At 38.5% G+C, this 21,902-nt stretch carries 14 protein-coding genes; 3 read left to right on the forward strand and 11 right to left on the reverse strand.

From position 1 onward, the window contains the following. Positions 1 to 270: 270 nt before the first annotated feature. The 8 genes from C8D97_RS17290 to C8D97_RS17325 all read right to left on the reverse strand — a co-directional run bounded on the left by C8D97_RS17290 (position 271) and on the right by C8D97_RS17325 (position 14,948). Entirely contained in the window at positions 271 to 975 is a 705-nt protein-coding gene (locus tag C8D97_RS17290) for a hypothetical protein (protein ID WP_109765066.1), read from the reverse strand. 214 nt (positions 976 to 1,189) lie between these two features. Continuing rightward, entirely contained in the window at positions 1,190 to 1,735 is a 546-nt protein-coding gene (locus C8D97_RS17295; RefSeq protein WP_109765067.1) for a hypothetical protein, read from the reverse strand. Between the two features lie 237 nt (positions 1,736 to 1,972). Beyond that, positions 1,973 to 10,048 (reverse strand): calcium-binding protein, encoded by an 8,076-nt coding sequence (locus C8D97_RS18475; protein ID WP_109765068.1) that lies wholly within the window; start codon positions 10,046 to 10,048, stop codon positions 1,973 to 1,975. A gap of 12 nt (positions 10,049 to 10,060) precedes the next feature. Then, on the reverse strand, positions 10,061 to 10,765 hold the full coding sequence (locus tag C8D97_RS17305; protein ID WP_109765069.1) for a hypothetical protein: 705 nt from the start codon (positions 10,763 to 10,765) through the stop codon (positions 10,061 to 10,063). Positions 10,766 to 10,934: 169 nt separating this feature from the next. After that, the gene (locus C8D97_RS17310; RefSeq protein ID WP_109765070.1) at positions 10,935 to 11,516 is read right to left on the reverse strand and encodes a beta-barrel domain-containing protein; all 582 of its coding nucleotides are present in this window, start codon (positions 11,514 to 11,516) and stop codon (positions 10,935 to 10,937) included. Next, complete coding sequence (locus tag C8D97_RS17315) at positions 11,513 to 13,636, reverse strand: type I secretion system permease/ATPase (protein WP_109765071.1); 2,124 nt, start codon at positions 13,634 to 13,636, stop codon at positions 11,513 to 11,515. Before C8D97_RS17315 ends, C8D97_RS17310 begins: the two co-directional genes overlap by 4 nt. 174 nt (positions 13,637 to 13,810) lie before the next feature. Beyond that, positions 13,811 to 14,293 carry a DUF6265 family protein gene (locus tag C8D97_RS17320; protein ID WP_109765072.1) on the reverse strand — a complete coding sequence of 161 codons (483 nt, stop codon included), beginning with the start codon at positions 14,291 to 14,293 and terminating at the stop codon, positions 13,811 to 13,813. Positions 14,294 to 14,426: 133 nt separating this feature from the next. Further along, positions 14,427 to 14,948, reverse strand: a complete 522-nt coding sequence (locus C8D97_RS17325; RefSeq protein ID WP_109765073.1) for a BsuPI-related putative proteinase inhibitor — start codon at positions 14,946 to 14,948, stop codon at positions 14,427 to 14,429. A 122-nt stretch (positions 14,949 to 15,070) separates the two neighbouring features. Here C8D97_RS17325 and C8D97_RS17330 point away from each other — a divergent pair, with 122 nt between their 5' ends. Beyond that, positions 15,071 to 16,381 (forward strand): pepsin-like aspartic protease, encoded by a 1,311-nt coding sequence (locus C8D97_RS17330; RefSeq protein WP_109765074.1) that lies wholly within the window; start codon positions 15,071 to 15,073, stop codon positions 16,379 to 16,381. Positions 16,382 to 16,430: 49 nt separating this feature from the next. Here C8D97_RS17330 and C8D97_RS17335 read toward each other — a convergent pair whose 3' ends face one another. Next, entirely contained in the window at positions 16,431 to 17,936 is a 1,506-nt protein-coding gene (locus C8D97_RS17335; protein WP_109765075.1) for an alpha/beta hydrolase, read from the reverse strand. 153 nt (positions 17,937 to 18,089) lie between these two features. On the opposite strand from C8D97_RS17335, the gene C8D97_RS17340 reads away from it, so the two are divergent. Then, positions 18,090 to 19,610 carry a LytR/AlgR family response regulator transcription factor gene (locus C8D97_RS17340; RefSeq protein WP_109765076.1) on the forward strand — a complete coding sequence of 507 codons (1,521 nt, stop codon included), beginning with the start codon at positions 18,090 to 18,092 and terminating at the stop codon, positions 19,608 to 19,610. Continuing rightward, the gene (locus C8D97_RS17345) at positions 19,603 to 20,538 is read left to right on the forward strand and encodes a DUF1835 domain-containing protein (RefSeq protein WP_109765077.1); all 936 of its coding nucleotides are present in this window, start codon (positions 19,603 to 19,605) and stop codon (positions 20,536 to 20,538) included. Before C8D97_RS17340 ends, C8D97_RS17345 begins: the two co-directional genes overlap by 8 nt. 34 nt (positions 20,539 to 20,572) lie before the next feature. Here C8D97_RS17345 and C8D97_RS17350 read toward each other — a convergent pair whose 3' ends face one another. Both C8D97_RS17350 and C8D97_RS17355 read right to left on the reverse strand, forming a co-directional pair. Next, a complete protein-coding gene (locus tag C8D97_RS17350) occupies positions 20,573 to 21,097 on the reverse strand; it encodes a DsrE family protein (RefSeq protein WP_109765078.1) in 525 nt (174 codons plus the stop codon). 43 nt (positions 21,098 to 21,140) lie between these two features. Further along, a complete protein-coding gene (locus C8D97_RS17355) occupies positions 21,141 to 21,854 on the reverse strand; it encodes an RluA family pseudouridine synthase (RefSeq protein ID WP_109765100.1) in 714 nt (237 codons plus the stop codon). Positions 21,855 to 21,902 lie beyond the last annotated feature (48 nt).

Below are 21,902 nucleotides of genomic sequence, written 5' to 3' on the forward strand. Positions count from 1 at the left end.
GTGCCACGATTTGCAAAAACAACCTCATCATTTTTAATATTTTTAAATACTGTTGCAGAAAAACCTGAGCCATTATTTTTCCTATGTGATAAAACTTCGGCATTATCTAAAAACAAGTCCCTCAAACTTTCTGACTGCTACTCATCACTATCTTTTAAACTACTATCAGCAAGTCCTTCATTATTAATTTTCCCTTCATCAAAGTCGACATACGAAGCAACTGGCAAGATTTAATCAAAATATTTATTTTCAATATTCATGTAGACTTCCTTATTTAAATGTTTTACTCAAAAGCTCTTCGACAGGCCCGTATTTAGCTTCAATTTTTGAGCACCGACCAAACTCATAGTGATATAAAATATTAATAATGTCCTGACCTTTAGAATGACTAACTCTAGAGACTGCAGAGATAACTTTATCATTCTTAAAATCATAAATATAAATTGTTATCAAAATCATATTAAACTTATATTCAACAGAGTCATAAACAATATATTTAGTGCTATTTAATACATTTTCCCTTTCGTGATTCGTGATATCTCTTAGCTCATAAGGAAACACCTCACTATTCATCAATGGCTCGATAATTTTCTCTTTATTAATTAACTTAAAGTTTTCTTCACCATCAATACTAACAATGTACTCAAAGGAAAAGTCATGGAAAACATTGAGAAGATTCTTACCATTGCTTTTTCTATACGCCCTACTTCCCTTAGAAATATGTCCAGAATAGGCAATTGACAGAGGTCTATCTAGTTTATTTTCAGGATAAAAAAGAATATTATTACTACACTCCCATTCATACAAAGTTCGCTCAAATGCGTATACAAAAAAGGGAATACTAATTATTATTAAAGAAAGAATTGTTCGCTTCTTTTTATAATTCTTTGCTCTTTTGCGAAAAATCAAGAAAGGCAGAAACACTGCAACGAGAATAAACAATGCATATACACCAATAAAAAAAATCCCTATCACACATTTCTCCAGTTTTTCAAACTATCACTAAAATAACATCGTTTCAGTCAGCAACTTAAAACCATTCGTAAATAATCAAATAAATGCTTTATACATCTTTATTGACTGCTATCTTACATACAACTCAATAGTATTTTTATTACTCAAATTCATGGGTTTACTAGAAGTTAGATGCACTTGTCACTTTTTCTCAAGCTTCACACATCACTCCAGCTTAGCTGCGAAATTTTCGACCAGAGATATCCACAGCAAATATCAAATTCACTGTAATCACTTCGTCTTGCTCGTTCTTAAAAGTGATTGCGCCTTCTCCTTGCAGGCAAGGCTGGTTCATTGGGCCTAACGCGTGAGTTGTAAATCGAATTTCCCCTGCCTGCTCCGGGGTATCCCCTTCAAACCAGGGTTTATTTAATTGCAAAACAGCGTGATCGCTCGATTGAGTTTCCGCCGTTAACTGAAGGGTATATTCATTGCCAGGGCTGTAGTCTATGTGAGTGCCCCTATGAGCAATTCGAAGTTCACCAAGCTTTTTACGAAATGGCGTTTTTAAGTAAAAGCTAAAGCTCTCACCAATAAATGCCCAATAACGGCCACCACGCTCGCCTGTAGCACTGCCATTGTGCGCACCCTGCCACGATACTTTATAGCCAAGATCTGTCGAACGGTCGCATGAAAAGGGATTTTCAGCGTGCACAACAGGCATACATAGCCCGATGACCAAACTGATTTCTAAAAACCGACGAGGAATCAAAAAACGCATAATGCTACAACCAAAGTCCAATGACTAATAATAGGTGGAGTCTTATCTTATACGTTTAAAATAGACAATTAAATGCAAATGTATTAAAAACCTACATACTCAAATTTTTAATACTTTAAAACATAGTCCGAAAATCAATTTAAAACCAGATCCCGAATTAGTCTTTACTTGTACGATTTGGCACAGCTCGCTTACTTCAAGCAGGGCAGACATGCTGCCCTGCTACTCGTAAACCGACTACATTGCTGACAGCCACTCAAGTTCATTTGAAGCTAGCTGCTCATTACTACGTATTGAATCGAGTGATGTCACTTCTCTAGAGACTGATTTTTCGTGCACAATATTTAGAATAGCACGTTCAATGTTACTGTTATCTAGAGCTTCAATACTCGTCGCATTTGCTAAATCGTGACGCACAATATCGTTTACTGCATCAATATTTATAACAGAGCTTTCAACTTTTAAGAGTGACTCACTTAATTTATTTGATGACACCATGCTCTCAATTGTATTTGCTGGTATTCCTGAACCTCCAGCAGGTTGTATATAATCTATGCGATGTTTATCACTCAAATACCAACCTTGAACTGTAACGGAGTCGGATGAGTCCGCAATTGAAATTATCAGGTTGTCACCGTCTCGTGAAAAGTTAAGACGATCTTCTGTAATATTATCTGTAAACAATAACCAATCCGTTCCGTTATCACCAACTGAATTATCGATGGTATCTTGCCCAGAATTTGGTCTAAATACATAACGATCATTTCCAGAGCCCCCAACAAGTAGATCGTTTCCGGCATCACCCCCTAATTGGTCATCCCCTGCTGCTCCAAATTCAATATCATTACCGTCACCACCGTCTAAGTAATCATTTCCTTCTCCAGCATGAAGAAAGTCATTACCTGCGAGACCAAATAATTGATCATCCCCGGCTAAGGCTTCTAAGAAATCAGCATCATTGCTTCGATATAACTGCTCTGCGTTAGCAGTCCCAACTTCATGATAGGTATAAGTCGATGGATCGGGAATTTGAAAGCTTGATGTGTTATCTCCCTCATCGGAAGAATTATCATCCGATCCGGTACCTCCAGAATTACTATCGTCTTCAGAGCCATCACTCAACATATTTTCAACTTGCGTTGTCGACATGCCACTTGCACCTGAGGGCTGAATATAATCCACCTGATACTCACTTCCCAAAAACCAATTTTCTATAGTCACCTGATCAGTTGAGTCGGTAATTTGTATAACCAAATTATCACCGTCTCTAACAAATACCAGTCGATCACTGGTTATATCGCCAGTAAAGATCAACCAGTCTGTACCGTCTTCACCAATTCCATTTTTAATAGTATCTTGGCCAGAACCGGGGCGAAAAACATAAATATCATCACCGCTTCCGCCAATGAGAATATCATTACCAGTATCTCCGCCGAGTTGATCGTTGCCAGCGCCTCCGCTTTGAATATCATCGCCTTCGCCGCCATCAAGGTAATCATTGCCGTCACCACCACTAAGATAATCATTTCCACCAAGCCCATATAGCTGATCATCACCGCCAAGTCCTTCGATGTAATCTGCGTTGTGTCCTCTGTATAACTGCTCAGCGTTATCGGATCCTGTCACATGGTTATCATAATCATCGGGGTTGTCTCCACCAGGAGGAGCGTGATCTCCTCCGCCAGAATTATCAGGAGCGGTAACAGTGACTGATATTTGAGTCGAAAGATCAGCGTATTTATCACCATCAAAAGGCACGTATTCAATCATCGTATTACCAATAAAACCCTCTTCAGGTGTAAACTGAATAATTCCTGTTTCTGAATCATAGTTGACTGTACCACTATCACTGCTTGGTGTACCCGATATAGTCAGTTCATCTTCGTTAATATCGTGATCATTTGCCAATATTTCAGACGCATTTATAGTAAGAGTTTCACCCGTAGTCACGGAATAACCAGTGTCATTTGTTCCGACAGGTGCAAAGTTATAGTTTAATAAAATATGTTCTTTAAATGCATTATTGTCATGGTTCGATTCGCTATCAATCACAGAAACATCATATTTAAATGATAAATGAGATTCTGAAATTTCCATCATATTATCCAATGTGATTGAATCATTGCTTGCTCCGTAATTAATCACTAAATCATTATTGTTATCTGTCAGTGAGTAATTAAACGATCCAATGGAGACATTATCAGGTAAGTGTATATTAAGTTTATCTAGTCCAGTCCAGTAACGCCGTACGGAGTCGGCACCTGCGTCATATTCTAAGTATAAATGCGTAACACCAGCCGCATCGACTTGGTCGTCACCCTTGCCAGGATAAAACTGATTGATACCTTGATTACCCGATATTTTGTCATTGCCTGCAAACGCACGCACAAGACTATTACCTTTTCCTGTAGTAATAATATCTCGCTTTGGAGAACCATAAACAACGCTTTCACCATCTTGAGTATCAACTCTATTATCAAAGTTTTCTAAATCTGAATCTCCCATGTAACCATGCGGGTAATCATATAATCCAAAGACATCTGTATTCAAATTAGACCAACGAACTAAATCAAACCATCCTCCAGATACTTCTACACTAGATAGTGGAGTAACAGATCCATCATCAATTTTTATTGATATGTTACTTCTTATTTCATCTGAATGAATATAATGTCCATACATGTTACTTATGATCACATAATTTTCTTCTCCAGAACCAATCACCATGTGATCACCAAATCGATAATAGCTTATGTCAGAAGGATTAATAGTCGCATCAAAGTGAATTATATCTTGTCCTTCTTCACTTCTATTATATATAACATCCAATCCATGACCTTTTGAAAAACGAACTATGTTATTTCCATGATTAACAGACATACCATCATCGCCTTGACCTCCAATTAAGGTATCGTCGCCTTGACCGCCTCGAATAATATCATTGCCAACACCACCTTCAATAATATCATTTCCCCCGTCACCGTATAAATAATCATCACCAATATTTCCTATTAAATGATCATCGCCAAAATTACCATCTAACCGATCATTACCCGCTAATCCATCCAAAATAACAGGTAAAGGTTTCAGCTGATAAAAATGATTATCTTCTGAATCTATAATATGCTCGACGTTATTAATTATGTCATCTAGGTTCCATACTGTTCCATCATAAAAACCAATACGATCTATTGAATTTCTTACCTTGCCACGGTCAAAGAAGTTATCAACAATAACCTCATCCCCTAAGTAGCCATAATCGATAACAAGAGTATTATATTCGTCTTTCCCCCTTAATAAACGAACCGAGTCTGGCGAGATACCTTTTCCGAATAAAATTGTATCTGTGTCTAAAAACTGTTGAATATCATTCGCAGGAATATTAATTCGATCTTTTCCATCGCCCAGAGAAAACTCTAAAATATCATTACCATAACTAGGGAGCAGTTCATCATCACCTTTACCACCTACAATCCGATCACTGCCTTTTAATCCAGATATTTTATCATTACCACCCATACCAAAAATATAATCATTATCTTGAGTACCGACAATAACATCGTCTCCATCCGTTCCAATATATCCATCTTCTTCATTAACATTTAAATTAAATTGTGTTCTTACATAATATCCAGAAGGATCATTCGCTGTTACAACAATTTCAAAATCATCTGTATCATTAAAGCCAGGTTTTCCAGATATCACTCCTTTTACTACGTCAAATTTTATCCAATCTGGCAATGAAGCACCATCCAATCCCATAATACGAAAACTCAACTCATCTCCATCAGGATCAGAAAAATAACTATCTGATAAATCAAGTTCAAGTGGCTCACCCATTTGTACATTTTGATCTGAAATATCAATATTAATAACAGGGGATCGGTTTCCTATAATTAAATCTTCAATATCAGAAATACCTAGCTGTGTGCCATCCTTAAAGTTAAAGTTCTCGACTTTATTATCTGCACTCAAAGACCAGTTTTTAATAAATATAACATCACTACCCGACTCTCCAATTTGAATGTGCAAACCATTTTTGCGTTCAGTTACAGTTAACATATCGGGCGTAATATCTGAGCCAAATAGTATTGTATCGTTGCCAGACGATTCACTTATAATATCTTTTCCATCACCTATATTATAAAAATAGGTATCATTACCTTCACCACCAGAAAGTAGATCATCACCCAAACCACCAGTAATCGAATCATCACCCGAAGAGGCATCTATAATATCATTGCCAGCACCACTGGATATTATATTATTACTCAAATCTCCAGTAAGATTATCGGTGTATTCTGACCCTTCGATGTTTGATGATGATAATTCAATGGTAGTTAAATCTACGGATTCATTGTCAAAATTTAATGAGTTTAAATAAAGTCTAGGATTTGCATTGTACCAATTTATAAAACGAAGTTGTTGAAAAGTCTGCCCATTTTCCTCTACCGTTTCTACAGCAAAAACATAGCCTTGATTTTGTAGATACTCTATGTTGATCCAGTCGGAGTTATCGCCAGTATAACGTAATACCAAATTGTTATTATCACGGCTATAACTAACATCTGATGAACTTGCATTAATAGTGGCCGATGTATGACCAGTTCCGCTGGTTGACGCAGTTGGTTCCGGTACAAGATCACTTAATAAACGAGACATACTAACGGAACGACCATCAGCAAAGTTAACTTGACTGATGTAGCCTATGCTAGAATTTTCAATAAAGACGATATCACTAGCACCATAGTTTATTAAGACTCCATTAATCATCTGTTCAACCGAGACTGTAGCAATACTAACGCCGGCACCAAATTGAATGATATTACTTCCAGATTGATCCACAATAAATGATTCACCATCACCAATATTTGCAATGATCGTGTCGTTACCAGCACCGCCATCAATTCGATCACGACCAGAATTTCCAGCTAATACATCGTTACCAGAACCGCCATTTAACTCATCATCTCCAGAGCCACCACTTAGACTATCATCTCCGTCTTCACCCCAAAGATAATCAACATCTAAACCACCGATTAAAATATCATTGCCTTTACCACCTTGTAACTTATCAACTCCTGATCCACCATCTAAGTGGTCATTGCCATCTTGACCAAATAGAAGATCGTTATCAGTATTACCGAAGAGTCGATCATCACCCTCACCTCCTTGGAGTTCATCCTCACCTTCATTTCCTTCTATATAATCATTTCCTTTATCACCACCAATAACATCTTTTCCTTCATTCCCATAAAGCCTGTCATCCTTTCCATAACCTCGAATTCGATCATCACCAGCACCTCCTTTAATGAGATCTTTCCCATGCATCTCATCCGCTAACTCGTCACTATCACCGAATAGCTCATCATTATCATCCCCTCCATCAATAGTGTCATCACCACCATAACCAATAACAATGTCCTCACCTTTGCCAGCATAAATAACATCATTTCCATTAAACTGACTTTCGGTTTCTGGTTCTACCTTTTTTTCTTTTCGATTATAATTTCCATCAGCAAAAACTTTATCATTACCATCTCCGCCATAAATAACATCATTTCCTGCACCCGCAGCAATATAATCATCACCTGTTCCTCCATATACAGTATCGTCTCCGGCTTGCTTTTTTGCGTTTTCAATATAAGGTATAAGATTCCATCCCCACTCGCTATCAATGATCACTTCATCGTCACCAGACCACTCAGTTACATACTCTGTGGCGTACATACCATCACTTAAGATAACATCGTTACCACTCCCTCCTTCGATACGATCATTATGGGCACCACCGTAAATCAAATCTTCGCCATCGCCACCATTAACATAGTCTTTGCCGCGTCCAGCCTTAATTTCATCGTTACCAGCTCCCCCTATTAAAGTGTCATCATCTTCTTTAAAGTCTTCCATGCTATTATATTCTTCAACGGAGTAATAAGGTGTTCTTTTGGGCCATGTATCCCAGTCAGCATTTTTAATGTATTGTTGTACACCACCAATTAGTCTGTCATCACCTTCACCGCCATCTAAATGATCGCTGCCATGTCTACCTAGCAGTAAATCTATATCTTCCTTACCAATTAAATAATCATCACCTCTACCACCTAGTAATGTATCGCCCTTAACTCCTCCAGTTAGCCGATCATGGCCACTACCGCCCTGTAGATATGTTTTATAAACGGTGTCGTTTACAATCGTTTGACTCTCGGTAATGTAAGTTTTATTACCATCACCATCAGATTCAAAGGTATAACCATTTTCATCCACAAAATAACCTATGGTTATACGGTCTTTATTTGGATCACTGATAGCTTCATCCATGCTTGTATCATTATGTTCATTCCAATGCTCAGTAACGGTAAAACTAACCGAAGTATTATCTTCAGGCTCTTCAGCCTCATCATTTTCACCAGGTAGATTAATTCCTAAAAATCCATTTTCAAAACCACGTACCGTGACCGACGAAACAACTTCATTCTCTTGCTCAAATTCAATGGTTAAATCTTTTTCGATTAACGAATAGGTTATTTTATTATCTTCATCGTAAAATACATTTGCCCCTTCGCTTTTCTTTTTTGCGCTGGAACCGTCAATGGTCAATCCATCAAATTCAATCTTTCCATCTTCATCACCACCCGATAAAGAATAAATATTTTCTATAGTATCGTGACCAGATTCGCTATTGAAAAGATAAGTATCGTCACCTTCTCCACCCCATAGAGTATCTTTTCCTTTTCCACCTTCTATTGTATCATCGCCTTTTCCACCAATAAGAATGTCTTCGCCTTCATTTCCATTCAATATGTCGTTGTCGTTACCTCCATCTAAAATGTCATACTGATTACTTCCTGTTAATGTATCAGCACCACCCAAGCCATAAAGTCGGTTTTCTTCACTCGTACCTGTTAAGCTATCACTTTCATAACCGCCAAACTTAATATTCTTAGGAGATAATAAAGACATGCTTACTTCATTTTTTATAATTTGGCTACTGTCAAACGAAAAATTTGCATTGCCGACACTTAGTTCATTCCCTACAGAACTATCCCTTGCATGTATATTTAGTTCCACAGCCAACTTCCCCATTAAGTCAGCAGCGGCATCAACACTATACTGACTTTCATCGATTGATTCATAAGCGGTATATGAACCATCAATAGAAAATGGCAGTCCTTTTTTAGCAGAATAAATTAGCGCTTTTTTATTTTCACTTTCTGAATAAAGTCTTATAAGTTCCTCATGTGACTTGGATGATAAAACAGTTACATTTGTAGAATTCTCCAGTTTACTAATGTCATATACACCGTCCCATAAGTCTGCAACAGGTTTGCTATTTATAATTTGACTTAATTCACTTGTTAGTCTCAATAACGAACCTGGCTCAGAACTTTTTGCAGCATCTAACATCGAAGAGTGATCCGCTAATGTAAAACTCGGATCTAGCTTATTGAATATCCAGGCAACAGATAAACTTTCAGCAAGCGCAATAGAACTATGCGTCCCCCCTTCTGTATTTACTCCGACTCTATTACTCTTCCCTCCAACTTGATTGAATATAATGTCATTAGTAACAAATTCGTAACCATCTTCTCCATAGACATTAAAGACATTTTGAAAGTTTTCATATGAATCGACTGACCCGAATTGATCAAAATAATTATAAAACTCTGACTCTGTTGGATTCCAACTAATATAAGGGTAGGATAGCGAATAATCTTGCGCTAACATTCCTGCTGTGCCTGCACTATTATAGACATATAAATCTTTAACCATATTAGGAAAAAGTCTGCCCAACGCACCAGATAAGTTTCCTCCAAGACTATGACCAGTAACATCAACAGGAACTGAAAACCAGTTTTCTTTGCCTGCTCCAACCCCGGTATTATTAAAAACCAAACCATTTGATGTTAATTTAGCTTCAAGAAAATTTTCTCCAAAAGGCGCTTTAAGATAAGAAACATAATTAAATAAACTAATAGCTTGGATCCTAGGAACACCATTCAATACAATATCAACATCGGCATGAATATCACTTAGATCAGAAATTGAAGTGCCACGATTCGCAAAAACAACCTCATTACTCTTAATATTTTTAAATACTGTCGCAGAAAAACCTGAGCTTGCATTTCTCTTATGCGATAAAACCTCAAATTTTTCTAAAAAAAGATCTATCATACTATCTGATGATTTCCAGTATTCATCTTCATTCAACGATAGCTTTGAGCTTTGCTCTGTGTGCTCTTCCCCTTCCTGAAAATCAACATATGAACTTAAACTAATAAGTGAGTTATAAAATTCTTTCTCAATATTCACAAATACATTCCTTTATTTAAATGTTTTTTTCAAAAGATCACTAACAGAAAAATAACCTGCTTTACTTTTCGAGCACCTATCAAACTCGTAAGGATACAATACATTAACAAGACTCTGCCCTTTCGAATGATTAACACTTGATACAGACGACAAAATCTTTTCTTCTTTTTGATCGTAAATATATGTTGTAATAGATATCATGTTAAATTTATATCTAGCCTTATCATAAATAACATACCTAACACCATCAATAATCAACCTCTTTTTTTCATCGGGTATTATTTTTTTTTGATATGGAACAACATCTCCACTTCTTAAAAGATCATAGAATTTTTTTTCATCAATACCGACAAAGTCATCAATATCATCGATTTTGACTATAAACTCGAAAGAATAATCGTAAAATAAATTTAATCTATTCTCTCCATCTCTCTCTTTATATGCACCATCACCACTAAAAAAATTACCAGAATAAGCTATTGCCTCTGGTTTATCTGGTTTTTCATCAGGATAAAAATATACATTTTTACTGCACTCCCATTCATACAAAGTTCGCTCAAATGCGTATACAAAAAAAGGAATGCTAATTATGATCAAAGAAAGAATAGTCCGCTTCTTTTTATAATTCTTTACTCTTTTGCGAAAAATCAAGAAAGGCAGAAACACTGCAACGAGAATAAATAATACATATACACCAATAAAAAAAAGCCCTATCATAATTTTCTCCAATTTTTTCACACTAGCGCTAAAACAACTTCGATTTACCCAGTAAATTAAAAGTATTTGTAAATAATAAAATAATATTTATATCGTTATTAACTGTGCTCTTACTTACAACTAAACAGTAGTTGTATTTTAAAACCTCATGGCATCACTCGAGCACCCATCACTTTTCCCTAGCACTTTCATTAATTGCTTTATCAATTGGAGAAAGTATAAAATCGATTATACGACGTTTGCCAATTTTAACTTCTGAAATCACTGTCAATCCTGACATCAGTTTTACTCGCTCATTATTTATTTTTATATTATTTTCAACTACAGCCACTTTCCCTTTAAACCGATGTTGCTGATTAGCTTTGTTTGACGCACTATACTCTATAGACTCTAATTCGCCGTCAATTAAACCATACTTAGTGAAGCGATAAGCGTCTACTTTTAACGCGACTGGTAGCCCTGCCTTTAAAAAACCCACATCTTTATTTTGAAAGTGTACAGTGGCTTGTAAGCTCACATTGCCTTTATTATCAACCATTTCATGCAAAACACCTCTACCGGTAACCACAACATCAACCTTACCAAGACACGCCCAAACGATAGCTGCGATGAATAATGCAATAATAATCCAAGTGATCCATTGCGCACCTTTATTAGGCGGTCGCTCTGTAACTTCCAATACTGCAGGCAAAAAGTCATAGAGTTGCTTATCCGTTATGCCTGAGTTTTGTTTTAAATTTAAAGCACTCATTGTGATTGAAACCCATGCAGTTTTGCGTAATATCCGTTTGAACTAAGCAGTTCATCGTGATCACCTTGTTCTATTAACTGTCCTTTTTCTAAGACGTATATTTTATCGGCATTTCGAATGGTCGATAACCGATGGGCAATCATAATCACTGTGCGACCTTTGCATATTTCCTTAAGGTTGTCTTGAATGATCCTTTCCGATTCGTAATCGAGCGCACTGGTTGCTTCATCAAAAATTAGAATATCAGGATTGGTTAGTAACGCTCTGGCAATGGCTAGCCGTTGTCGTTGTCCGCCAGACAAGTTTCGTCCATTTTCACCGACTATGGCGTCATATCCATTCGCCATACCCACAATAAACTCATGAGCACCGGCTGTTTTGGCCGCATCAATTATTCGTTCGATAGGCGCAGTAGGGTCGCCAAACGCAATATTTTCTTTAATGGTTTTATTAAAAAGAAAGTTTTCTTGCAGAACAACACCAATTTTCCGTCGTAAATATGAAGGGTCAACTAACGCTAAATCAATATCATCAATGTATACCTTGCCTTTTTCTGGCAAGTAAAGCTTTTGTATAAGCTTGGTGAGTGTGCTTTTGCCAGAGCCAGAGCGACCAACCACTCCTACAACCGTTCCGGCAGAAACCGTAAAATTAATATTCTCCAACACGCGAGGCATATCGGCCGCGTATTTAAAACTAATGTTCTTAAACGCTATGTCGCCCTTTAAATTGACGCCATTAGATTGCGCACTGCTTAACGTAGGCTCCGCTGGGGCATTTAATATATCACCTAAGCGATCCACTGATACTCGGGCTTGCTGAAAATCTTGCCAAACCTGAACCAGACGCAATATAGGTGCAGAGACTCGACCAGCAAACATATTAAAGGCTATTAACTGACCCATACTGATTTCTTGTTCAATCACCAAGCGCGCGCCTATCCAAATAATAAGCACGGTGGTTAACTTATTGATAAATCCAGCGACCTGATTAGCAATATTGCTTAAATTGGTTGTTTTAAATGTTGAGGTGACATAGTGCGCAAGCTGTTCTTCCCAGCGCCGGTTAACTTTAGGCTCAAGCGCCAAAGCTTTAATGGTTTCAATACCATGTACGCTCTCGGTTAAAAAGGCTTGATTCGCCGCACCATACTTAAATTGATCGTCCAGTCGTTTTTTAAGCACCGGTGTAATAATCGCAGACAAAATCACATAAAGAGGCATTATTAGCGCCACAATTGTGAACAATGTTGTGCTGTAATAATACATAATGGCAAAAAAAACAAAGCTAAAGAACAGATCAATAACAAGTGTAAGCGACGTACCAGTAATAAAGTTTCTTATACTATCCAGCTCTTTAACACGAGCAACAATATTACCCACTTGACGCGATTCAAAAAAACTAACCGGCAACTTGACTAAGTGACTGAACAGTTTAGAACCCAACTCCACATCAACTCGATTGGTTGTATGAGAAAACACATAGGTTCGTAAGCCAGTTAATACTACTTCAAATATCGATACTACTAATAAGCCTATGCACAACACATCGAGTGTAGTTAGACCTTGATGTACTAATACCTTGTCTATCACCACCTGAAAAAACAATGGGGTAGCTAATGCTAGCAATTGAATAACAAAAGAAGCGACTAAAACTTGTCCAAGCAAATGTTTGTATTTTAATAACGATGGAATAAACCAAGTAATATCAAACTTACTTGTTAAGTTGTCTAGCCCCAGCTTTTTCTTAAATAAAATGCAATTACCTGAATAGCTCTTTTCAAACTCTTCTATAGAAAGTGAAAGAACCGATGACTGCCCATACTTTTGTAACATGACATCTTTTTCGGTAACTCTTACTAAAACGCAAAACTCACCGGAACTTAGTATCACTACACATGGCATCAAATGACTGCTCATATTTCTAACCGTCATTTTTTTTATGGATGCTTTTAGCCCAGCTCTCTTTGCTAATCTTAAATATGAGGTATTGTCCAACTGATTAATCTTTAATCCATTATCTTGAACCAAAGTTTCAATTGAGGTATCTATATCAAAATACTTTAGAACTACCGCTAAACTATAGGCAGGTGATAGCCCATTATCGGTTGGTGCATCCATTACAAATATAATCACTAATTTTAAAGGCGGGCATGGTACAGATAACAAAAGGATTATTGAAGTAAATAATCACAATCATCTCTATTCTTTATAATTTAGCTAAATTTGCGAACACCTCGTGCGGATAAAAATCAATCAAAGAAAGCCATTAGCACAGTAATGCACCTTAATTCTTTAATTTTTAGAATCAAAATGAATCGAAAACCCATTGCCATCACCCGTAACATTCACAAGTAATTTTTTAGAAGACTTTAACTGATACTCAATTTGTTTAGGAAAATCGTGATGTTTATTGGTAAAAACCCAACGTTTTTCTGAACACTCGGTCAGTTTAAATGCCACTGGCCGTTCATTTTGTTTCGGTTTCGCAATATAAAAAATGGCATTATCCATTTTGACCAAACGCAACCACTCCGTGGTTGATGCCTGTCCATTAACGACGACACGCCCTTTGCCTTCTAAAGTATTGTCACTGACTTGTTGCCATATTTCTTCAGTAACCTGACTGTTATCCGAAGGTTTAGCATCGTCCTTTGATTGCCAGTGACCAACAATCGGCAAAAGCGATGCCATTGATTTGCAGTCTACTGCAAGTGCGACAGGGCTGAATAGCATCATAATAATCATACTGGAGGTCGTTTTACTTTTAATCATCATTAACAACCTCTTTTTGTTCAGCCACTTTCTTATCTAACAATATTGCCACTCGAGTTAACTCACTAATTACTGCAATTGCATTCTTAAGTAGAGTTCTTAAATAGCATATTCTCCGTCATGAGTCTGCAATAACTTAAGGTAATACTTCGATAGTCGTTTGTGCTTCAAACTGCGTTAATGTTTCATCCAGTAATGTTTCATTGGAAAGATCCGCTAATGCAATGGACGCGGTTATTTGAATGTCGCCGGATGGGAAATCGCTGCTGTTAAGTGCCACATTAAAGGTTTTGGTATCATTGGGTATAAACTCTTCTTCACCTATTACCGCCAAGTAACTGAAGCGGCTGTCGAAGTCATACACCAACTCATCATTTTGGGTAAATACCGCTTTTACTCTTTGTGAGTTATGAAAGGTAATAGTTTTTACTTCATCTTGTAAATTAGTGACCGACAGTCGTAATGACACAGCTTCATTACTCGACACCAGTGATACCGGTTGACCAAAAGAATCCAATATCTCAACCTCTACTTCAAATGCATTACTGGTGAAGTCGTCAGATGTGGTTAAAATAATATCGTCGTCACTTTGCAGCTTACAGCCGGACAGCAATACAAGTGCAAACAATGAGACGATCAAGTACTGCGTTATTTTCATTGGTGTTTTCTCCTGATTAAGGCAAAATGTAACTGTATAAACGCAGTTCTTTCAGCTAGGTTGACAGGTTACTGACTCTGTTATCAGCGCATAAGATTAAAACAACAAGATTAAAGCATACTATGTCAAACACCACAGAACAAAACGACTCTCCTGAAAACAACACCTCAGTTGAATTTAAAAACTCGAGTCAAAATTCAATAGAAATACCCATCGTTAATGTTTATGCCAAGGGCGATTACTGCGCTCAGGTTTTTATTGGCCATCGTAAAGAACCTGCCAACCTGGTATTGGATACCGGAAGCAGTACACTGGTGGTGCAAAGCGAAGATTACAATCCTGCCGATGATGAATGTTTAACCGCTACAGTTTATGCCCAAAGTATCACCTATGGCATGGGAGGCTGGTTTGGTCCGGTTGTCAAAACAAAAGTATCCATGGGCAGTGAATCAAACAGTGTCGAACTGGATGATGTGAATGTTGCCGTTGCCCATAAAGAGCAGCCGGGAAATTTTATGGGGGCAGATGGCATACTGGGCCTCGCCTATTATGAATTAAACAAGGCTTACGATCTTTCCGAATATCTAAACGAAAATAATATAAAACCAGCCTTTACATACCCCTGGTTTTTAGCCGATGAACAACAAGATGATTCAGTAAAAGAATTTAAAAAATTTCTAAAAGATTACCCTCGAGAATACCTCACCCCTTATTTTACTCAACTTGAAACTCAGGGCGTGGTTGCCAATCAGTTTGCTTTTTATGTCCATCGCTCCAGTGTTTACCAAACCGACAGTAAGCGCCCATTGGAAACCTTAGAGCAGCACCCGCTCAATCAGGGGCTTTTTGTTCTGGGTATGCCCAGACAACATAAACAGCTTTATCAGGGCGACTTTAAAAAAGTTAAAGTGCTCGATGACAAATACTACAACGTTCATGTTGAATCACTTCAGGTTGGGCAGTGTGCTGCCAGAAAAGCGCCACTGTTAAAACAAATTAACCGACGATACCGCTCCAATGGCATTATGGATACCGGGGCATCTGCCATTGTATTACCCAAATCACTGTTTGATCAGATGCTAGAGGATTTTAAATCGATAAATCCTCAGTTTGACACCATTCTTGAACCCTATAAAACCTTTGAAGGCGTTGAGGAAGGTGTCGATGCTTCATTACTTGATCTGGCACAGTGGCCCGATATCACCATTACTCTGGAAGGTTTCGATGACGAGTCGGTAGAACTGGTTTTAACACCTGAATGCTACTGGCAAATGCATGCACCAGAACCGAACCAGGCCTCTTTTCAATTTGTATTTTTAGAAAACTGGCCAAATCAATGCATTCTCGGTTTACCCATTATGACCCGCTATTACACCATTTTTGATCGACGTGAATGTGAGTTTGGCGGTGTGTTTTTTGCTGAGAAAAAATAAATAAGCCGCCACTCACAGCGGCTTATTCAATGATTACTTAAGTATTAAACTAAAAGCTTGGTGGCTCCAGGATAATACTGGCTTTATCAACTGACTTATTCGCTAAAAATTGCTCCATCACCTTAAGTACTTCCGGCGATACGGTAAATAGATTATGTCCCGCATTAATCACCGTTACCTGTGTTAGATTTTTTAGATGTCGAGTTGCTTCAACTTGCCCCTGAGGATAAGTTCTTCCATCCAGTGTGCCGGATAGTAACAGTGTTGGTACTTGACGCGACTTTGGCTGTCGAAATGCATCGCCCAGATCCAACCCCGGGACAATTCCATTTAACTGGGGCATTGGAAAATTTAACCATAAACCCAACAACGAAGTTTCCGCCTGTTTATTAACAGTTTTAAGTCGAGACTCACTAATACCCGAAGCAATATCCATCGCCATTGGCATCAACCGGAAACTGATGGCTTTATCATCAAACATGCCATATTGCAGCACCTGTACCAGCATGTCTTTGCTGCCGCTGTCTAATCTCGCATACAGTTGCAATAACATGCCCAGGTACGAAGATGGATCGGCAATCATCATCGAAGCCAACATTTGCATATGGGATTTTTGAAATAACATGGAACTCACACTGCCGTCTTTTGCAGGAATATCCACCAGCAAGGGTTGTTGCTCCAGCGACCGGTGCACTCGGGCCATTAATGCTTTGATATCCGGATAGCGCTGTTTTAATTCTGCCTTTGCATCAATCGTTTGCTGCAAACGCTCAAAGTAGCGATCCGTGCGCGACGGTAACTTAACGGTTTGATTGAGCCCTTCGGCACTGGCAATAATTACCTTTTCAATTCGCTCTTCAAACAGCTCCATTGCCGCCAATGCCAGATGACTGCCATAAGAAATTCCCCACAAGGTCACTTTATCGGCTCCCAGATGTTGTCTTAAGTCGTCAATATCCCATGCGTTTTGTACCGTGGTGTAACCATTAACATCGAATCCCTGTTGTTGCCACTGTGTTACGCATTCAAGTGCAGCCTTGCGATAATGATCTGCAATGTCATTGCTTGAATACGCCTTAGTCAGACTAAGCTGTTGCAAAGATTGGCAGGCCGGAGCAGACTCAGATTGCCCAGTACCCCGTTGATCCAGCGCAATCACATCACCAAACTGGCGTAACGCCATAAATAACGGAAATCGTCCGCCTTTTGCCGTAGCAATTCCAGAGCCTCCCGGACCGCCTGCCAGATAAATTATTGGCGGACCTTTTTTACTGCCGGTTGCTGGAAATCGTACGTAACTGATGGCAATTTGACGCGATTGATCATCCAGTCGATTCTCAGGCACATTAAAACGGCCTTGAAACGCCTGAGTTGTTTGACCACTTTTCGAGGTAAAGGTAATCACCTGTTCACCGGTTTTGGTGTTATGTATGGTGTTATGTATGGTGTTATGTATGGTGTTTTGTTTGGTGTTATGTTTATTGTCGACCTGTGCCAGACAGGCAGTTGCAAAACTGGCGATTGCCAGCCCTGTTAAAAACTTAATGCATCTCATAGAATGGTCCTCGCTGTTCAACTGAGTTTAAATTTAACCAGACTAATCAGGCAGATGATCAGCGTTATTCGGCCAGAGGCCTGTAAATTAGCGACTTAACCGTTAAGCGGTAGGTCATATTCGGTAAACGGTTATTACTCGGGAATTCATTTTTTGAAACAGTTAGGTGTTTATTTAAGGGTAATTATTCTGCTGGGGTTAACAGCTACAGTGAATGCCGATTCGTTATTCTCATTAACCGGACAAAAGCTGACAGTATGCCAACAGCCAACCGTATTTAACACCGCTCCTGATTTTTCTCAACCAGGCTGCGAAAGTGATACTTTTTATAACCTGGATCCTCAGGGAAAATCTATTTGGGTTGAGCTGACTTTTGACACATCCCCACAGTTACTCAAGATAGAACCACCACTCGGCTTGTATTTGATGGCCAAAGCATCCAGCCGTGTTTTTTTAAATGGTCAGCCACTGGGCCAAAATGGCATACCGGCCACTCAAGCGAAAATGGAATCGCCCGGTAAACTGGATGCCGTATTTTATTTACCCGGTGAATATCTAAACCAACAAACGAATACCTTGCACCTGCAACTATCAACCCATAACAGTTACGTAAATCTGGGGCATCCGATGCACTATATAGCCATTGGTGAGTACGGCAGTGCCAATCGATTTTCACAGCCATATAGTGCTCTTGGACTAGGATTATTCGGAGTATTTTTAGTCAGTGCTTTGTATTTTGGTGCACTCAGTTTTAACGCAGCAAGGCGTGAGAAATCATTACTGCTAATGACATTATCCATTACAGCGTCGTTGCAATTATTATCAGAAATATCCAGAGCTTTGTTTCAATACGATTATCCCATGCACGATGTTCGACTGGTATTGATTACATTTTTTTCCTGGGGCTTTGGTTTTTGTTTGCTGGTTTTGATCAGTCGACAATTTTCATCACGTAGTGTGCATTGGATTTATAGCGGTCTGTTGATAACCTTGATCGGGTTGCTGTTCATAGAAAGCTTTGATGCTAAAACAGCACTGGCCACCTTGGTTCCGAGTTTTTTATCGACCTTGCTGATAGGGCTTCGCTTAAAACAAACATTTAGCTGGCATAATCTGGGCTATTTTTTAATTTTTTTAACGTTTACCGCCACGATTATAGTCACTTTTAGTTACTTCCACGAACTTGTTTACTACTTACTCATTGCAGCATTGCTTTGCTACCTGATGGTACAACAAGCTAAAGAATTTAATTTAGCTCAAACAAAGCGACAAAAAGAACAACAGCAAATAGCCAAGTTGGAATACAAGCTCGAACAAAGTCGTCAACAACAAACTGCCGAGCATATTCAAATTAACAGCTCAGGTAAAATGGAACGAGTCGCCATTAATGACATTTTCTACTGCCAGGCATCTGGCGACTATGTTGAACTGCATTTAAATTCCAGTCGTCAACTTTTATTCAGTGGCAGTCTTAAAAAATTAGCTGAATTGATGCCAGCCAATTTTATAAAAGTGCACCGCTCTTATCTGGTGAATCTCGATTGCATTCGCGCACTGAAAAGTGACTCTGGAAATGGTCAGTTGATTTTAACAAATGACAACACAATACCCGTCAGCCGGCGAATGATGCCGCGTGTTAGAGAAACAATCTCTGAAGGTTCTAAAAATGAATAGTCATTTACACATTACCAATGGCGACGGCGCTGTTCAGCAAATGATTGAGGCGGGCATTAAAGGCACTCATCTTCCCTGGAGAGATGTGTTACATATAGGGCCTGTTCCAGCTGATTTACCATTAACCAGACTATCCGATGTACGGGCAAGGTTTTTGTCGTCGCTTAACTGGGGTGAATACAAAGACATACGAGCCAGTTTTAAACAAAGAGATAGTATCTTCCACCAACTCAAAGAGTTTCAATCCATCACGCTGTGGTTTGAGCATGATCTTTATGACCAACTTCAATTATTGCAAATTCTAGCCGAGTTAGAACAACAGCCAGACTGCCATCAAAATCTATCAATCATACAAACATCCAATTATCTTGGTTATCATACTATCGATGAGTTTTCAGCCTTAAGAGATATTGCAAAACCGATAACCGACGAACAATTGGCATTAGCTAAAGTAGCGTGGCAGGCCTTTCGAAACCCAACTCCTGAAACATGGTATCAATTACGTGATAAAAAAATATCTGCACTGCCTTTTTTGCAGTCAACGGTAATACGCACACTGAAAGAACTTCCTGACGCCAGCACTGGCATCACACAAACCGAACAGATGATTTTATCCGTACTTGCAAAACATCCTTTATCCAAACCGGAAATATTCAAACAATACTGCACAATAGAACCAGACTTATTTTGGGGTGATCTTGGTTTTTTCCAGGTAATCGATTTGTTACAGACTGATAAGCCAGCACTTATCCAACAAACAGAGGATAAACTTGCATTAACTTCAGAAGGAGAATCTGTATTAAATGACCATCATAAATGGCAACGTCAGTATTCAAAACCACACTGGCTTGGCGGCTATAATTTCAATTCAGGTACTCGTTATTTCTGGAGCAATAAGAGCAATAGCCTTTCAAAAAAATCGATGTGAAAAATGGTTGACAAGATCCAAAAAAATTAACTCGCTAAAATGGATTTACCGTATATCCCTGTTGTTGCAGCAGGGCATGAGCGGTCATAGCCGATAATGCAATTTCAACACCGTCCAACAGATGTTCGTTTTTAATACCCAAATAAGCCGCAGATTGCCCACAAATAATCACTCGAACATTATTAGTCATTAATTCCGTCAGCAATGCTTTACTGGAATTGTTATAGCCGAATTGTTTTTCATGCTGCTCATCCGTTAAAAGATCATAGCCTGCTTTACCGTGTACAACCAATGCCAACTTAATGTTGTCTTGTTTTACCCCAGCAGCCACATGCATATTCATAAACCGCGCCAGGCTTTCAAAATGACGGTTATGTTGTTTCTCTTTACTTTGATCAGCAACATCAAAAGCGACTTTAAACACACTAGTGCTATCAACCGAATTCGTTTGTATGACTTCTGCTTTTTTACCGTAGTTTTTTATTACAGGCCCTGTTGTAAAAGCTTCACTCGCAAAGCAGATATTAATACATGCGATCATAATAATTAAAAATTTCATAACTACTCACTTTATCGGGTTTATTTATCTTAGTTTCTAGTTTCTAGTTTCTAGTTTTGGGCCAGGCCAGTTGATCAACGGAAACATCTTTTATCGCTTGTTTAAAAATTGACTGTGTAAACCGTTCGCCCGTTAAAGGTAAGCAGCTAACGGTTTTTCGATTACCAGCCAAATCATCAAAGGTTAGCTGGTAAGCGTGCAGATAACAACGATCAATACTGATGTTCGACTGGGAACTGCCATAACGTTCATCGCCTAAAATGGGCGAGCTTATACTCTTTAGCGCGACTCTAATTTGATGCGTTTTTCCGGTTAACAACCTAACTATAACCAACCGAATGCCTTCACTCAAACCGTAACTGAAAAACTGTGTTATTGCGGAATTATTTTTTGACTGGGTTAATTTATAGTTGCCATTTCTGGCAGGAACCATATCACCGATGATAGAGCCCTGCTTCTTTTTAGGCTTACCGGCTGTAAGTGCCAGATAATATTTTTCCACCTGCCTATTCTGAAATTGTTTCGATAACCATGAGGCCGACTCAGGATGCTTGGCTAATAATAAACAACCACTAGTGACCTTATCAAGACGATGCACTGGCGCCAAATAATTAAGTGATAATCTTTGTTTAATCTGCTCAACCAAACCCGGCTCATTACCTTCTGAATGCAGTGACAACCCCGCCGGTTTATTAATCACTATCCAGTCGCTGCATTCTGCAACAGTAATGGCCGAAAGATGGTCAATATCAAACATGGTTTTATTTATCGCAGTATCATCAAGTACAGTACTTTTAAGATTGCT

Source organism: Pleionea mediterranea (assembly GCF_003148745.1).
In the GTDB taxonomy this organism is placed as follows: domain Bacteria; phylum Pseudomonadota; class Gammaproteobacteria; order Enterobacterales; family Kangiellaceae; genus Pleionea; species Pleionea mediterranea.

Bases quoted from the DNA above. Each gene is read 5' to 3' on its own strand.
- C8D97_RS17295 (WP_109765067.1), bottom strand. From the start codon at position 1,735: ATGCGTTTTTTGATTCCTCGTCGGTTTTTAGAAATCAGTTTGGTCATC.
- C8D97_RS17355 (WP_109765100.1), bottom strand. From the start codon at position 21,854: ATGTTTGATATTGACCATCTTTCGGCCATTACTGTTGCAGAATGCAGC.
- C8D97_RS17320 (WP_109765072.1), bottom strand. From the start codon at position 14,293: ATGATGATTAAAAGTAAAACGACCTCCAGTATGATTATTATGATGCTA.
- C8D97_RS17310 (WP_109765070.1), bottom strand. From the start codon at position 11,516: ATGAGTGCTTTAAATTTAAAACAAAACTCAGGCATAACGGATAAGCAA.
- C8D97_RS17345 (WP_109765077.1), top strand. From the start codon at position 19,603: ATGAATAGTCATTTACACATTACCAATGGCGACGGCGCTGTTCAGCAA.
- C8D97_RS17325 (WP_109765073.1), bottom strand. From the start codon at position 14,948: ATGAAAATAACGCAGTACTTGATCGTCTCATTGTTTGCACTTGTATTG.
- C8D97_RS17350 (WP_109765078.1), bottom strand. From the start codon at position 21,097: ATGAAATTTTTAATTATTATGATCGCATGTATTAATATCTGCTTTGCG.
- C8D97_RS17330 (WP_109765074.1), top strand. From the start codon at position 15,071: ATGTCAAACACCACAGAACAAAACGACTCTCCTGAAAACAACACCTCA.
- C8D97_RS17305 (WP_109765069.1), bottom strand. From the start codon at position 10,765: ATGATAGGGCTTTTTTTTATTGGTGTATATGTATTATTTATTCTCGTT.
- C8D97_RS17335 (WP_109765075.1), bottom strand. From the start codon at position 17,936: ATGAGATGCATTAAGTTTTTAACAGGGCTGGCAATCGCCAGTTTTGCA.
- C8D97_RS17315 (WP_109765071.1), bottom strand. From the start codon at position 13,636: ATGGATGCACCAACCGATAATGGGCTATCACCTGCCTATAGTTTAGCG.